General features: G+C 72.1%; 13 protein-coding genes. 5 read left to right on the top strand and 8 right to left on the bottom strand.

What is annotated here, in order from left to right; translation table 11 throughout:
* Positions 1–123: 123 nt before the first annotated feature.
* Positions 124–711 (top strand): TetR family transcriptional regulator, encoded by a 588-nt coding sequence (locus tag ACNYS0_RS39170; RefSeq protein WP_422481037.1) that lies wholly within the window; start codon positions 124–126, stop codon positions 709–711.
* Here ACNYS0_RS39170 and ACNYS0_RS39165 read toward each other — a convergent pair.
* Positions 708–1,988, bottom strand: coding sequence for an extracellular solute-binding protein (locus ACNYS0_RS39165; protein WP_422481034.1), 1,281 nt, complete (start codon positions 1,986–1,988; stop codon positions 708–710). The two genes, ACNYS0_RS39170 and ACNYS0_RS39165, sit on opposite strands and share 4 nt — an antisense overlap.
* Before the next feature lie 161 nt (positions 1,989–2,149).
* Here ACNYS0_RS39165 and ACNYS0_RS39160 point away from each other — a divergent pair, with 161 nt between their 5' ends.
* Together ACNYS0_RS39160 and ACNYS0_RS39155 are read left to right on the top strand one after the other, a co-directional pair.
* Positions 2,150–2,368, top strand: a complete 219-nt coding sequence (locus ACNYS0_RS39160; protein WP_422481032.1) for a dodecin — start codon at positions 2,150–2,152, stop codon at positions 2,366–2,368.
* Positions 2,369–2,486: 118 nt separating this feature from the next.
* Entirely contained in the window at positions 2,487–3,494 is a 1,008-nt protein-coding gene (locus ACNYS0_RS39155; protein WP_422481030.1) for an LLM class flavin-dependent oxidoreductase, read from the top strand.
* 8 nt (positions 3,495–3,502) lie between these two features.
* On the opposite strand, the gene ACNYS0_RS39150 is transcribed toward ACNYS0_RS39155, so the two are convergent.
* Positions 3,503–4,492 carry an alpha/beta hydrolase gene (locus ACNYS0_RS39150; protein WP_422481028.1) on the bottom strand — a complete coding sequence of 330 codons (990 nt, stop codon included), beginning with the start codon at positions 4,490–4,492 and terminating at the stop codon, positions 3,503–3,505.
* Between the two features lie 32 nt (positions 4,493–4,524).
* On the bottom strand, positions 4,525–6,135 hold the full coding sequence (locus ACNYS0_RS39145; RefSeq protein WP_422481025.1) for a phosphodiester glycosidase family protein: 1,611 nt from the start codon (positions 6,133–6,135) through the stop codon (positions 4,525–4,527).
* A 170-nt stretch (positions 6,136–6,305) separates the two neighbouring features.
* Here ACNYS0_RS39145 and ACNYS0_RS39140 point away from each other — a divergent pair, with 170 nt between their 5' ends.
* Positions 6,306–8,681: an ATP-binding cassette domain-containing protein gene (locus tag ACNYS0_RS39140; protein WP_422481023.1), complete on the top strand. Its 2,376-nt coding sequence runs from the start codon at positions 6,306–6,308 to the stop codon at positions 8,679–8,681.
* Here ACNYS0_RS39140 and ACNYS0_RS39135 read toward each other — a convergent pair.
* From ACNYS0_RS39135 to ACNYS0_RS39115, 5 genes are all read right to left on the bottom strand, one after another.
* On the bottom strand, positions 8,654–9,514 hold the full coding sequence (locus ACNYS0_RS39135) for a lysophospholipid acyltransferase family protein (protein WP_422481021.1): 861 nt from the start codon (positions 9,512–9,514) through the stop codon (positions 8,654–8,656). The two genes, ACNYS0_RS39140 and ACNYS0_RS39135, sit on opposite strands and share 28 nt — an antisense overlap.
* A complete protein-coding gene (locus ACNYS0_RS39130) occupies positions 9,511–10,287 on the bottom strand; it encodes a GNAT family N-acetyltransferase (RefSeq protein ID WP_422481018.1) in 777 nt (258 codons plus the stop codon). Before ACNYS0_RS39130 ends, ACNYS0_RS39135 begins: the two co-directional genes overlap by 4 nt.
* Positions 10,288–10,548: 261 nt before the next feature.
* Positions 10,549–11,295: a succinate dehydrogenase/fumarate reductase iron-sulfur subunit gene (locus ACNYS0_RS39125; protein WP_422481016.1), complete on the bottom strand. Its 747-nt coding sequence runs from the start codon at positions 11,293–11,295 to the stop codon at positions 10,549–10,551.
* Positions 11,292–13,241 carry a fumarate reductase/succinate dehydrogenase flavoprotein subunit gene (locus tag ACNYS0_RS39120; protein ID WP_422481014.1) on the bottom strand — a complete coding sequence of 650 codons (1,950 nt, stop codon included), beginning with the start codon at positions 13,239–13,241 and terminating at the stop codon, positions 11,292–11,294. Before ACNYS0_RS39120 ends, ACNYS0_RS39125 begins: the two co-directional genes overlap by 4 nt.
* A gap of 8 nt (positions 13,242–13,249) precedes the next feature.
* A complete protein-coding gene (locus tag ACNYS0_RS39115; protein WP_422481012.1) occupies positions 13,250–13,957 on the bottom strand; it encodes a succinate dehydrogenase in 708 nt (235 codons plus the stop codon).
* A 96-nt stretch (positions 13,958–14,053) separates the two neighbouring features.
* Between ACNYS0_RS39115 and ACNYS0_RS39110 the strand changes: the two genes are divergently transcribed.
* Entirely contained in the window at positions 14,054–14,959 is a 906-nt protein-coding gene (locus ACNYS0_RS39110; RefSeq protein WP_422481010.1) for a LysR family transcriptional regulator, read from the top strand.
* Positions 14,960–15,048 lie beyond the last annotated feature (89 nt).

Genomic DNA, 15,048 nt, shown 5'->3' with positions numbered 1-15,048 from the left:
TGCGGAGCGGAGTATGGGCGCTTGCCCAAACAGTATGGGCGTGTGCCCAAACTGGCAATCCCCGGCTACGATCCGAGGTGTTGTGCCCTGGCGGGCAGCGAGGACGGAACGGAAGAGGGGCCCATGTCACCGCGCGGAGTGGCGACGCCGGACGTGCGCGAGCGGCTGTTCGCGGCCGCCGAGCGCGTCGTGCAGAGAGACGGCCCCGGCGCGCTCACCAGCCGGTCCGTCACCACGGAGGCCGGCTGCGCCAAGGGGCTGCTGCACACACACTTCACGGGGCTCGACGAGTTCGTGGCCGAGCTCTGCCTCGACCGGTTCGCGCGGACCGCGGCGAAGGCGCGGGCGCTGGCGGGGCTCGCGGGGCAGAGCACGGTGGCGGGCAACGTCGAGGCGGTCGCCCTCGCGCTGTTCGACTCCGGCGGCCCCGCGATCTCGGGCCTCGCCATGACCCGCCCCGCCGCCGCGCTGCGCGTGCGCGAGGCCCTGGAGGGCGGGGCGCCCGGCTTCACGGCGATCCAGGAGGCCATCACCGCGTACCTGAAGGCCGAGCGAGGTCTGGGCCGGGTGCCACGGACCCTGGACGCGGACACGGTGGCCCTGGCCGTCGTCGGCACCGCGCACCACCTGCTGATGACCGGCTGGCCGGGCGCTCCCGACCCGCGACCCGCCATGAAGCGCCTGGTCGCGTCGTTGGTGGAAAGCGCCTAGCTCCGCTCGTCGAGTCGGCGGGTGATCTCGCGGGAGGCCCGCTTCGCCTCGGTCGAGGGGTCGCCGCCCGCGAGGACCTTGGACATGTACTCCTTGATGGGATTGGAGCCGGACTCCACGTTCGGCCACAGCGGGGAGCCGGGCGTCGCCTTGCCGTGGGCGGCGCCGACGGCCATCGCGGCCACGCCCGGCTCGCCCGCGACCGCGCCCGCGAGGGTGGTCTTGTTCGGGACGTAGTTCATGGTGCGGGCCAGGTCGGTGTTCCACTTCTCGCCGGCCAGCGCCTTCACGACCTCGACGGCGCCGTCGCGGTCGTCGGTGTTCGCCGGCACGACCAGGTCGGAGCCGCCGGTGAACACCGTGCCCGGCCTGCGTGAGGTCTTGCCGGGGATCGGGAAGTAGCCCAGCTTGCCCTTCAGCTCCGGGTTCTTCTGGAGGATGCGCTGGCTGGCGCCCGGCACCGAGATGATCTGCGCGATGTCGCCGCGGGCGAACTCCTCGGCCTGCGGCGGGTGTTCCTCGTCGGCGTCCCTGGGCCCGCCGCCGAGCGCCTGGAGTTGGCGGTAGAAGGCCATGCCGCGCAGCGCGGCGGGCGTGTCCAGGGTCCCGGACCAGACGCCGGAGGTCTGCTTGGCGAGGTGGCCGCCCTCGTCCCAGATGAAGCCGGAGAGCGTGTACCAGTCCTGCCCCGCGAGGTAGATGCCCTGGGTGCCGCCGGAGTTCAGGGTCCGTGTCGCGTCGAGCCAGTCGGCGCGCGTGGTGGGCGGCCTGTCGATGCCCGCCTGCCGGAAGAGGTCCTTGTTGTAGATGACGACGCGGTTCGCCGCGTACCAGGGGATGCCGTACTGGCGGGAGGAGTCGACGCCGGGCTCGGCGAGGCCGGGCAGCCAGTCGTGCATGCCGAGGTCGCGCGCGGACTCCAGGGAGAGGTCGAGCAGGCCGTCCTGCTCGACGTAGCCCGGTACCTGGGTGTTGCCCACCTCGATGACGTCCGGTGCGCCGGACTCGCCGCCGCGCCGCTCGTCGAGCGCCTTGGTGACCTTGGCGCCGATGCCGGTCCAGTCCTGGATGCGGATGTCGAGGGTGAGGCCGTCGTGCCGGGCCTCGAAGTCCTCCGTGAACCGCTTGAGGAAGTCCTCGGATGCGCTGCCCCGCATCAGCCAGACAGTGACCGGCCCCTTCTCCTCCCCCGTGCCCGGCAGGGCTCCGCACGCGGTGAGCAGCGTGCCGGTGGCGAGGAGGGAAGCGAAAGTCAGGGCAAGGCGGCGGGAGTTCACGTCGGTCACTTTCTGCCTGCGGACAGGGAAGGTCGGCCCGACGTGGGGGATGAGCGCGCGGCTCTTACGGGCGTTCAGGGAGTTTGGTATAGACCAACGGAAGGGTCAAGGGGGATGCCATACGGATGGCGGGTCACGCCCCGCTGGGGCACGGTGGAACCATGTCGAACCACACGTATCGCGTCACCGAGATCGTCGGCACCTCCCACGAAGGCGTGGACGAGGCGGTCCGCAATGGGATCGCGCGCGCCTCGCAGACCGTTCGCAACCTCGACTGGTTCGAGGTCACGCAGGTCAGGGGGCAGATCGTCGAAGGACAGGTCGAGCACTGGCAGGTGGGCCTGAAGCTCGGCTTCCGCCTGGAGGACGACGACACCTGAGCCTCCACCGCCTCGGCTCCGCCCCTCGCGCTCCTGGGCATCCTTCAGTGGTGGACAGCCTGCACGGAAGACCTCCCGCCCCGGGAATCCCTGCGGCGCCACGGCGTTGAACCAAGGTGTGAGCACCGTGATCGAATCGACCCGCTTCTCCGTCCTCGACCGTTCCCGCACCCGCGCGGACCACTCCGACCAGGACGCGCTGCGCGACACCGTCGCCCTGGCCCAGGACCTGGAGCGGCTCGGATACCACCGCCTGTGGGTGTCCGAGCACCACGGTGTGCCGGGTGTCGCCGGTTCCGCGCCGACCGTGCTCGCGGCGGCCGTCGCCGCGGCGACCCGCACCATCCGCGTCGGCACCGGCGGCGTGATGCTGCCCAACCACCAGCCGCTGGTCGTGGCCGAGCAGTTCGGGGTCCTGGAGTCGCTCTTCCCGGGCCGCATCGACATGGGGCTCGGACGTTCCGTCGGGTTCACGGGCGGGGTGCGCAAAGCGCTCGGCCGGAACAAGGACGACGCCGACGACTTCGCGGCGCAGCTCGACGAACTCCTGGCGTTCTTCACCGGCACCTCGGCCACGGGCGTGCACGCCCGCCCCTCCGAGGGCCTGGCCGTGCCGCCGTTCGTGCTCGCGATGGGCTCGGGTGCCACGATCGCCGCCCGCGCCGGTCTGCCGATGGTGATCGGCGATCTCCGCTCCCGCGAGAAGATGCTGCGCGGCATCGACCGCTACCGCACCGAGTTCCGCCCCTCCCCCTGGGCCGCCGAGCCGTACGTCGTGATCTCGGGGACGGTCGCCGTGGCGGGCAGTGAGCCGGAGGCGCGCCGCATCCTCGCCCCCGAGGCCTGGTCGATGGCGCACTCGCGCACGCACGGCACGTTCCCGCCGCTGCCGCCCGTCGAACGCATCGGGGGTTTCGAGATGACCGACAAGGAGCGGGAGCTGTACGAGTCCGGGCTGCGCGGCCACATCTCGGGCACGGAGCAGCAGGTCACCGACGAGCTGGAGACGGTGATCAAGGAGAGCGGGGCGCAGGAGGTACTGGTGACGACCAGCACGTACGACCGCGAGGCGCTGCTGGAGTCGTTCCGCCGGCTGGCCAGGATCGCGCGCCTGACGCCCCGCTAGCCCCTCCCCTATTCCAGCCCGAGACCGCGCAGCAGCATCGGCAGCGACGCGTGCAGTTCGCGCTGCCAGTACGGCCAGGTGTGGGTGCCGGGGCCGTAGAAGTTGGTGGTGAGGTGTTTGGCGCCCACCTTCCTCAACTGGGCGGCCAGCGCGTGGTTCTGGCGGTTGAAGTCGGCCTCCAGGGCATTGGTGGCGCCGGGCGGGTCGAGGGGGCCCGCGGTGCCGTCGCCGCACGAGAGGTACACCGGGACCGACTTGAGGCGCTTGGCCAGGTGGTACGGGTCGTGGGCGGCCCAGATGTCGCGCTGGGCGACGGGGTCGCCCCACACGCGCAGAGGGTCGTTGCCCTGGCCCGCGAAGAAGCCCATGATCCGGCTCGTGGACTCGTCGTTCAGGAGCGGGTGCGCGGAGCCGGAGTAGGCCGCGGCGGCCTTGAACATGCCCGGGTGCCGGGCCGCGTACAGGAGCGCGCCCTGTCCGCCCATCGACAGGCCCGCGACGACGCGGCGGGAGCCCGCGCCCCAGTCGCTCTCCAACAGGCGGCGCAGGTCACGGGTGTGGAAGGTGTCCCAGGCCGGGTCGCCGCCCTCGCCGTAATTCCACCAGTCGCTGTACCAGCCGTTCCAGCCCGCCTCGGGCATCACGACGAGGACGTCGCGCAGACCGTCGGCGGAGGCGACGTCCGTCATGTTCGTCCAGGACGTGTAGTCGCCGCAGCAGCCGTGCAGCAGCCACAGGGTGGGCCAGTGCCTGGCGCGGTCGTTCGGGTTCCAGCCGTCGGGGGTGAGCAGCCGGACCTTGACGGTGCGCCCGCCGAGGGCCGATGCCCGTACGGAGAGGTCCACCTGGCGGTCGGCGACCTGGGTGACGTCGACGACCTCCGCGGCAGGTTTCGCCCGTGTGGCGGCGACGGCCGACGGGGCCGAGCCAAGGGTGAGCAGCAGGGCGGCGAGGACGAGCAGCAGGCGTCTGGTGCGGCGGGTCGGGGCGGCGGTCATGGCGGCTCCCTCGGGTCGTCCGGCGCTTGCGGTCAGTGGGTGCCGGGGAGCACCAACAGGGCGTCCCCGACCGGGCGTTCACCGGTCGCGTCCGACGGGTCGTTGATCACCTGGCCGTCGACAACCATCGTGGTCGAGCCGCCGCCGTCGAGGTTGATGGCGTCCCGCAGGCCGAGGGACCTCGCGACATCGGCGCTCTCGTTGATGCTCAGGCCGAGTGAGCCGGTCCCGCGGCCGTCGGCGGTGACGAGGACGGTGCGGCCCGCGCCGTCCATGCCCGCGAGGGTGCGCGGGTTCCGCTTGTGCACCCAGCCGTAGTAGAAGCTCGGGTTGCCCGGCTGCACCATGCCGTCGGTGGCCGGGGTGACGTGGCGGCGGCCGTCGCGGACGAGTTCGGGGCCGCCGTTGAGGATGCCGGTCGAGCGGGAGGGCGTGACGGCGCGGCCCTTGGCGTCCTTCAACCCGCTCTGGATGCGCAGGGGTTGGCCCACCTTCGCGAGGGCGGTCAGTTGTGCCGCGTACGCTCCCGTGGCCTGGACGCTGCGGCCCCCGGCGGGCAGGGCGCCGCCGCGCGGGGAGCGCACCTCGACGACCCGCCCGGTCCGGTCGAGGACCGCTTCGGCGCCTTCACCCTTCGGCGTCTGCTTACCGAACTCCGGGGTGAACGCGACGAGTTCGTCGGGGTCGGTGCAGGTGGTGTCGTGCAGCGGGCGGGCGGTCGGAGTGTCGTCGGAGGTGCCGCCGCAGTTGCGGATCAGGCCGGGGACGCGGTCGATGCCGTCGAGCGGCAGCTTCGTCCCGCCGGCGCGGACGCTCCCGCGCCAGGTGAACCGCTCCACCCCAGTGCCGCGCGCCGAGTCGTGGACGACGAGGCCGGGGCGTCCGTTGACCGCCTCGCTGAGCAGGCGGCCGTCGTAGACACCGACGCCGGCCGGGTCGCCGGGGGCGCCCGCCTTGGGGTCGAGGACGAAGAAGCCCGCGTTGACCCCGGCCGTCGCGCCCTCCGCCGCGGCGAGCGCGCTGGTGGTCTCGCGGTTCTCCAGGTCGGGCCCGTACGACGCCTTGAGGTCGCCGTCGAACTTCTTCGGGTCGATCGTGAGGACGTCCACGCGCCAGGGGCCGCGGTCCCCCGCGTTCCCGTCCCAGCCGGTGTACCAGGCGGAACCGGTGTATCCGGCGGCGCGCAGGCGGGTGCGTTCGGCGGTGGCGGCGGCCTCGGTCGGGAACGTGCCGACACGGACCCGCCAGCCGAGCGTGCCGCCCGCGTAGTCGGCGGTCGCCGCCGTGGTGACCTTCTCCGAGCGGGCGTCGAAGCCGTCCGCGCGCAGGGCGGAGGCGAGTTCGGCGGCGCTGGCCTCGTCCTTCAGAGCGGTCGGCGGCGCATCCGGGTCGGGCGATCCGGCGCCACCGGGAATGGACACCTCCACGGTCCACGCCATGGCCGGGGCATCCGCGCCGCGCACGATCCGGGTGAGCGTCACGCCCGGCTGGAGGGTGCGCGTGGTGCGGGTCTCGGACAGATCGGAGGCGCCGAGCGGCAGCCCGCCGGGCCGGGCCCCGGAGGAGGTGGCCGGTGCCGGTGTCGCGCCCACGAGGGCGAGGGCGCACAAGGCCGCGCCCACGCCGAGAAGTCTGCCGTTCACGAACCCCCCACTGCTCGAATGACGACCTCCGTAACCGTGGGTGATTCCATGACCACCAGTCAAGGCGTGTGCACATCATTCATCGGGCGTTCTCCGTGCCGCCTCCGGCGCGCCGGTGGTGGATCATGGAGTACGCAGCAGCGACAGCCGCACGACCGGGAGCCCGCCCCATGCACCACCCCACCTCGCCCGACCCCCGCCACGACGGTCTCGTGCGGGTGCGCGGCGCCCGCGAGCACAACCTCAAGGGCGTCGACGTGGACATCCCGCGCGACGTCCTCGCGGTCTTCACGGGGGTGTCGGGCTCGGGCAAGTCCTCGCTCGCCTTCGGGACGATCTACGCGGAGGCGCAGCGCCGCTACTTCGAGTCGGTCGCCCCGTACGCGCGCCGGCTCATCCACCAGGTCGGCGCGCCGAAGGTGGGCGAGATCAGCGGGCTGCCGCCCGCGGTGTCGCTTCAGCAGAGCCGTTCGGCGCCGACCTCGCGCTCCTCGGTCGGCACGGTGACGACGCTGTCGAACTCGCTGCGGATGCTGTTCTCGCGTGCCGGCACCTATCCGGAGGGCGCCGAGCGCCTCGACTCGGACGCCTTCTCCTCGAACACGGCGGCCGGGGCGTGCCCCTCGTGCCACGGCCTCGGTCAGGTGCACCGCACCACCGAGGAACTGCTGGTGCCCGACCCCTCGCTGTCGATCCGCGAGGGCGCCATCGCCGCCTGGCCGGGCGCCTGGCAGGGCAAGAACCTGCGCGACGTCCTCGACGCGCTGGGCCATGACGTCGACCGGCCCTGGCGGGAGCTGGCGCAGGAGGAACGGGACTGGATCCTGTTCACGGACGAGCAGCCGGTGGTGACCGTGCACCCGGTGCGGGACGCGGGCCGCATCCACCGCCCCTACCAGGGCACGTACATGAGCGCGAACCGCTATGTGCTCAAGACGTTCTCGGACTCCAAGAGCCAGTCGCTGCGCGCGAAGGCCGAGAAGTTCCTGGAGAGCACGCCGTGCCCGGTCTGCGGGGGCGCCCGGCTGCGGGCCGAGGCCCTGGCCGTCACCTTCGCGGGGCGTACGATCGCGGACCTCGCCGGTGTCCCGCTCGCGGACCTCGCCGACCTCCTTGCCGCCGAGGGCGACACGTCCGAGACGGCGCGCGTGCTCACCGAGGATCTGCGGGCCCGCATCGCCACGGTCACGGAGCTCGGCCTCGGCTATCTGAGCCTCGACCGCTCGACACCCACGCTGTCGGCGGGCGAGCTCCAACGGCTGCGCCTGGCCACTCAGTTGAGGTCGGGGCTGTTCGGTGTCGTGTACGTACTCGACGAGCCGTCGGCCGGGCTCCACCCGGCCGACACCGAGGCCCTGCTCACCGTCCTCGACCGGCTGAAGGCGTCCGGCAACTCCGTCTTCGTGGTCGAGCACCACCTGGATGTCATGCGGCACGCCGACTGGCTGGTCGACGTCGGTCCGCAGGCCGGGGAGCACGGCGGCCGCGTGCTGCACAGCGGCCCGGTCGACGGGCTGCGCGAGGTCGCGGAGTCGGCGACGGCCCGCTACCTCTTCGACGACGAGCCGGCTCCGGAGCGCCACGTCCGCACGCCCACCGGATGGTTGAAGGTCGGACCCGTCACCCGGCACAACCTGCGCGAGGTGACGGCCGCGTTCCCGCTGGGCGCCTTCACCGCCGTCACGGGTGTCTCCGGTTCCGGCAAGTCGACGCTGATCGGCGAGATCACCGAGGAGGTCGAGGGGGTCGGGCGGCTGGTGGTCGTCGACCAGAAGCCGATCGGGCGCACACCGCGCTCCAACCTGGCCACGTACACGGGCCTGTTCGACGTCGTCCGCAAGGTGTTCGCCGCCACCGACGAGGCGAAGGCGCGCGGGTACGGCGTCGGCCGCTTCTCGTTCAATGTCACCGGCGGGCGCTGCGAGACCTGTCAGGGCGAGGGTTTCGTCAGCGTCGAGCTGCTGTTCCTGCCGAGCACGTACACACCGTGCCCGGACTGCGCGGGCGCCCGCTACAACCCCGAGACGCTCGAAGTGGCCTACCGGGGGCGGAACATCGCCGAGGTCCTCGATCTGACGGTGGAGTCGGCGGCGGAGTTCTTCGAGGCGGCGGACGACGACGCGGCCCGCCCGGTGCTGCGCAGCCTGCGGACACTCCTTGATGTCGGCCTCGGCTATCTGCGGCTGGGGCAGCCGGCCACCGAGCTGTCGGGCGGCGAGGCCCAACGCATCAAGCTGGCCAGCGAGTTGCAGCGGGTGCGGCGCGGGCACACCCTGTACCTCCTCGACGAGCCGACGACCGGGCTGCACCCCGCGGACGTCGAGGTACTGATGCGGCAGCTGAACGGCCTGGTGGACGCCGGGCACTCCGTGGTCGTGGTCGAGCACGACATGTCGGTGGTCGCCGGGGCGGACTGGGTCGTCGACATGGGGCCCGGTGGCGGGGCCGCGGGCGGACAGGTGGTGGTCGCGGGGCCGCCCGCCGCCGTGGCCGCCGAGACCACGAGCCGGACCGGCGGCTACCTGGGGCGCCTGCTGGGGTCCTGAGCGCCGAGGCGCCTGCTGGAGGCCTCAGCGAGGGTGCGGGCCGGCGGCCCGTGCGGTGCGCGCCTCCCCGAGGCGTCCTGTGCCGCCTCGGCCAGCGATCTGCGGTCCGCGTGGCGGCCCGCGGCGAGCACCGGGCGGATCTCCACGTGGGCCACGATCCGCCGCGCCGACACCACCCGCCACAGGGCCGCGAGCAGGGTGTCGTCGCCGACGAACGCGGGGGCGGTGCTGACCGTCCCGTCCGGCAGGCGGTAGCCGAGCCGCACCGGCTGCACCGGTGTGCCCGCGTCCAGGGCGGCCTGGAACGCGGCCCGGCGGAAGGTCCCCCGGGCCCGGCCGCACCAGGTGCTGCCCTCAGGGAACACCGCCACCGCGCCGCCCCGCCCGAGGACCGCGGCGAGCGAGGCCACCGTGCCGGGCAGCGCCCGCAGCCGGTCGCGGTCGATGAAGACGACGCCGGCCCGCGCCGCCAGGAAACCCGCGACCGGCCACCGCCTGATCTCCTTCTTGGCCACCATGCGGGCCGGGCGGACGGCCGCGAGCAGCGGGATGTCGAGCCACGAGATGTGGTTGGCGACCACCAGCACTCCACCGGCGGGCGGCGCCGCGCCGGTCAGGCGCAGGCGCACCCCGGTGGCGCGGACGACGGCCCTGGCGAACAGGCGCACCCCGCGCGCGGGCACCCACCGGCCGAACGGCAGGAACACGACGCCCACGACCAGCACGGCGAGGAGCGCCGCGAGCCGCAGCACCGCACGCGGCACCCGCACACCCGCGCTCTCGTCCCCCACGCACGCGCTGGAACAGGGCGCGGTGGGCAGCCAGATGCTCATCGGGCCGGGGCGAGCGAGAGGAAGTGGTTCAGGTAGCGCGGGTTCATCCGGCGCATCGACAGGAGCACGTACAGGTCGGCGACCCCGAAGTCCGGGTCGTGCGCGGGCGCCCCGCACACCCAGGCGCCGAGCCGCGTGTAGCCGCGCAGCAGGGCCGGGAGCGGGGTGCGTCCGGCGGGGCGGGCGACGTCGTCCGGGCGCCAGGCGCGCAGCGGGGTCACCCGGTACTCCTCGGGCGCGAGGTGGTCGGCGCGCGCCCGGTCCCAGGTCGCCGCGGCGAGCGCGCCACCGTCGGCGAGCGGGATCGAGCAGCAGCCCGCGAGCCATTCGTGGCCGCGGGCGATCATGTAGCGGGCGACGCCCGCCCAGATCAGGCCGATGACGGCGCCGTCGCGGTGGTCGCGGTGCACGCAGGAACGCCCGACCTCGACGAGGTCCGGGCGGATCGCGGCGAGCGACCTGAGGTCGAACTCGCCCTCGGAGTACAGCCTCCCGAGCCCGGCAGCGCGCTCGGGAGGCAGCAGGCGGTAGGTGCCGACCACCTGTCCGGTGGGCACCTCGCGCACGAGCAGGTGGTCGCAGTGGTCGTCGAACGTGTCGACGTCGAGTCCGGGTCGCGGGGTGTCGAGCAGGGCGCCCATTTCGAGGGCGAACACCTCGTGGCGCAGCCGTTGGGCGGCGCGGACGTCGGCCTCGTCCCGGGCGAGAGTGACGGTGTAGCGGGTGGGGGCGACGGATCGTGCGGGGCGGTCGAGCGTACGTGCGCCGGTCATGACTGGCTCCTGGTCACGTGCCTGTCGGCGGAATGGGGGGGCCGACGTGGTGCGGCCTTCCGCCTCAGTTCTTCCGATCCCGGTTGGCGTGTACGTGACCAGCGTGTCGTGCGCGGATGTGGGGAGGTTGAATGCCCGGGGTGGCACGCCGCGCGCCCGGCGTGACCCGGCGTGGCCCGGAAAACGATGACGGGACCGGGGGTTGAGCACCACATCCGGTCCCGCCCACCCCGCGCTTTTCGCGGGACGTTTGTGAAAGGGTCAGCGACTGACCTTCCGGTTCGCGCGCAGCCACTCCTTGTTCATGCTGGTGATGGAGAACAGCGGGATGCCCTTCGGGCAGGCCGTCGCGCACTCACCGGTGAGCGTGCAGCCGCCGAAGCCCTCCTCGTCCATCTGGCCCACCATGTCGAGGACGCGGGTCTCGCGCTCGGGCGCGCCCTGCGGCAGCACGTTGAGGTGGTTGATCTTCGCCGAGGTGAACAGCATCGCCGCGCCGTTCGGGCACGCGGCGACACACGCGCCGCAGCCGATGCACTCGGCGTGCTCGAAGGAGAAGTCCGCGTCCGGCTTGGGCACCGGGGTGGAGTGCGCCTCGGGCGCGGCGCCCGTCGGGGCCGTGATGTAGCCGCCGGCCTGGATGATCCGGTCGAAGGCCGAGCGGTCCACGACCAGGTCCTTCACGACCGGGAACGCCGAGGCGCGCCACGGTTCGATGTCGATCGTGTCGCCGTCCTTGAAGGACCGCATGTGCAGCTGACAGGTGGTGGTGCGCTCCGGGCCGTGCGCGTCGCCGTTGATGACGAGCGAGCAGGCGCCGCAGATGCCCTCGCGGCAGTCGTGGTCGAAGGCGACCGGGTCGTCGCCCTTGAGGATGAGCTCCTCGTTGAGGGTGTCGAGCATCTCCAGGAACGACATGTCCTGGCTGATCCCGTCCACCTCGTACGTGGACATGGCGCCGTCGGCGTCGGCGTTCTTCTGGCGCCAGACGCGCAGGGTGAGCTTCATGCGTAGCTCCGCTGAGTGGGGTGGACGTACTCGAAGACGAGGTCTTCCTTGTGCAGGGTGGGGGCCGCGCCGGTGCCGGTGAACTCCCAGGCGGCGGCGTAGGAGAACTCCTCGTCGACGCGGGCGGCCTCGCCGTCGGGGGTCTGCGACTCCTCGCGGAAGTGGCCGCCGCAGGACTCGGCGCGGTGCAGGGCGTCGAGGCACATCAGCTCGGCGAGCTCGATGTAGTCGACGATGCGGTTGGCCTTCTCCAGGGACTGGTTGAACTCCTCGCCCGTGCCGGGCACCTTGATGCGGCGCCAGAACTCCTCGCGGATCTGCGGGATCCGGTCGAGGGCCTTGCGCAGGCCCTCCTCGGTGCGGGCCATGCCGCAGAACTCCCACATGAGCTCGCCGAGTTCACGGTGGAAGGAGTCGGGTGTGCGGTCCCCGTCGACGGCGAGCAGCTTGGCGAGCCGCTCCTCGGTCTCGCGCACGACCTCGACGGTGGCCGGGTGCTCGGCGTTCACCTCGTCGGTGTGCGGGTGCTTGGCGAGGTAATCGTTGATGGTGGCCGGCAGGACGAAGTAGCCGTCCGCCAGGCCCTGCATCAGCGCGGAGGCGCCGAGCCGGTTGGCGCCGTGGTCGGAGAAGTTGGCCTCGCCGATCGCGAAGAGGCCGGGGATGGTGGTCTGAAGGTCGTAGTCGACCCACAGTCCGCCCATCGTGTAGTGGACGGCGGGGTAGATCCGCATGGGCGTCCTGTACGGGTCCTCGTCGGTGATCCGCGCGTACATGTCGAAGAGGTTGCCGTACTTGGCCTCGACGGCCTTCTTGCCCATGCGCTTGATGGCGTCGGCGAAGTCGAGGTACACACCCTGGCCGCCGGGGCCCACTCCCCTGCCCTCGTCGCACACGTTCTTCGCGGCGCGCGAGGCGATGTCACGGGGCACGAGGTTGCCGAACGCCGGGTAGATGCGCTCCAGGTAGTAGTCGCGCTCGTCCTCGGGGATCTCGTTCGCCGGCCGGGTGTCACCCTTCGCCTTCGGCACCCAGATACGCCCGTCGTTGCGCAGTGACTCACTCATCAGCGTCAGCTTCGACTGGTGGTCGCCGGTGCGCGGGATGCAGGTGGGGTGGATCTGCGTGAAGCAGGGGTTCGCGAAGTAGGCGCCGCGCCGGTGGGCACGCCAGACGGCGGTCGCGTTGGAGTTCATGGCATTGGTCGACAGGTAGAAGACGTTGCCGTAGCCGCCGGAGGCGAGCACGACGGCGTCCGCGAAGTACGTGTCGATCTTGCCGGTGATCAGGTCGCGGGCGACGATGCCGCGGGCCTTGCCGTCGACGATGACGAGGTCGAGCATCTCGGTGCGCGGGTGCAGCTCGATGTTGCCTGCGGCGACCTGGCGGCTGAGCGCCTGGTACGCGCCGAGGAGGAGCTGCTGGCCCGTCTGGCCGCGGGCGTAGAACGTGCGCGACACCTGCACGCCGCCGAAGGAGCGGGTGTCGAGGAGGCCGCCGTACTCGCGGGCGAAGGGCACACCCTGCGCGACACACTGGTCGATGATCTCGACGGAGATCTGCGCGAGGCGGTGCACGTTGGACTCGCGGGCGCGGAAGTCGCCGCCCTTGACGGTGTCGTAGAAGAGGCGGTGCACCGAGTCGCCGTCGTTGCGGTAGTTCTTCGCGGCGTTGATGCCGCCCTGCGCGGCGATCGAGTGGGCGCGGCGCGGGGAGTCCTGGTAGCAGAACTGGACGACGTGGTATCCCTGTTCGGCGAGCGTGGCGCCCGCCGAGCCGCCGGCGAGGCCGGTGCCGACGACGATGACGGTGTGCTTGCGGCGGTTGGCCGGGTTGACCAGCTTGGCCTCGAAGCGGCGGGTGTCCCAGCGCTCGTTGACGGGTCCTGCCGGGGCCTTGGTGTCGACGACGGGTTCGCCGGTGGAGTAGTCCGCGTAGGTGCTCATGTTGTTCCTCAGCTCACCAATCCGGTCATGACGCCCACGGGCACGGCGACGAAGCCGAGCGTGAGCACCACGGCGAGTACGTTGCCGACGGTCTTCAGGACGCGGTCGCGGGTGCGGCTGCCGACGCCGAGAGTCTGCGCGGCGCTCCAGAACCCGTGCTGGATGTGGAAGCCGAGGGCGAGCATCGCGACGATGTAGATGACGTTGCCGTACCAGGTCGAGAACGTGTCGATGATGTTCTGGTACGGGCGCAGGTGCTCGTAGCCGCCCGGGTGCACCGTGCCGGTCGTCAGGTCGAGGATGTGCCAGACGATGAACAGGCCGAGGATGATGCCGCCCCAGCGCATGGTGCGGGTGGCGTAGTCGGCGCGCGGCTTCTTGTGCACGTACTTGCTGGGGCGTGCCTTCTGGCCGCGTCGGCTCAGCTGGTACGCGGAGGTGGCGTGCGCGACGACGGCGACGACCAGCACCACGCGGGCGATCCACAGGCCCCACTCGTAGTGCAGCACCGGGGATCCCATGGTGCGCAGCCAGGCGGCGTAGTGGTTGATCTCCTCGGGACCGAAGAAGATCTTGAGGTTCCCGATCATGTGCGCGACCAGGTAGAGCAGCATGACGAGCCCGCTCACCGCCATCACTGTCTTCTTGCCGACGGAACTGTCCCAGACAGTACGTGCCATGGACGGCCGTCGATCCGTCCGCGTTGCCAGAGCCATGGGTCAAGACGCTAGAGCCCGAGGGCCCGATCGGTCCAAGACATGGTCCGCCTCATTTCGATAGGCATTCGCTATCGAGGGGCTAGGGTGGTCGTCATGCAGTTCCAGCAGCTCCAGTACTTCGTCGCGGTCGCGGAGACCCGGCACTTCACGCGCGCCGCCGAGCTGGTGCATGTCGCGCAGCCCTCGCTGTCCCAGCAGATCCGGGCACTTGAGCGGGAACTCGGCGTCGATCTTTTCCTGCGGGCCCGCGGCAACATCTCGCTGACCGACGCCGGGGAGGCACTGCTGCCGCTCGCCCGCCGGATCCTCGCCGACGCGGACACGGCGCGGCACGAGGTGCAGGAACTGGCTCAGCTCAAGCGCGGGCGGGTCCGGCTCGGCGCGACGCCGTCGCTGTGCACGGGCCTGCTGCCGGACGTGCTGCGCTCCTTCCACGACCGCTACCCCGGCATCCAGCTGATGATCGAGGAGGGCGGCTCCCACGACCTCGTACGGGAGCTGGCGCGCGGTGCCCTCGACCTCGCGCTGGTCGTCCTCCCGCTGCCGGCGCCCGCGCCCGCCCTGACGACGGTGGAGCTGCTGCGCGAGGAGCTGGTGGTCGTGTCGTCGAAGGACGCGCCCGCGCCGGGGCGGGGCCGCAGGTCCGTGCGCATCTCCGACCTGGAGGGCGAGCGGCTCGTCATGTTCCGGCACGGGTACGACCTGCGGGAGCTGACCGTCGCCGCGTGCCGTGGCGAGGGCTTCGAGCCGGACTTCGCGGTGGAGGGCGGCGAGATGGACGCGGTCCTCGGGTTCGTGCGGGCCGGACTCGGGGTGGCGGTGGTGCCGTGGATGGTGGCACACCGGGCCGGGGCGGACCTGCGGGTCACTCCGCTGGCCAAGCCCGGACTCAGCCGCACGATCGCGCTCGCGCACCGCTCCGACGTGGCGCCGCCCCGTGCGGCGCGCGAGCTTCAGCGGATGTTGTTCGAAGGACAGCCCAGCCCCTCCGGCGTTTGAGGAGCGGGGTCCGGGGCGGAGCTCCGGCGGTTAGCCGGCGTTGCGGTCGCGGGGCGCTGTCCCGGGCCCCGCGCCTCAATCGCCGGCGG

It is taken from the genome of Streptomyces anthophorae (assembly GCF_049310305.1).
Taxonomy (GTDB): domain Bacteria; phylum Actinomycetota; class Actinomycetes; order Streptomycetales; family Streptomycetaceae; genus Streptomyces.
This window is presented reverse-complemented; position numbering and strand designations above follow the sequence as displayed.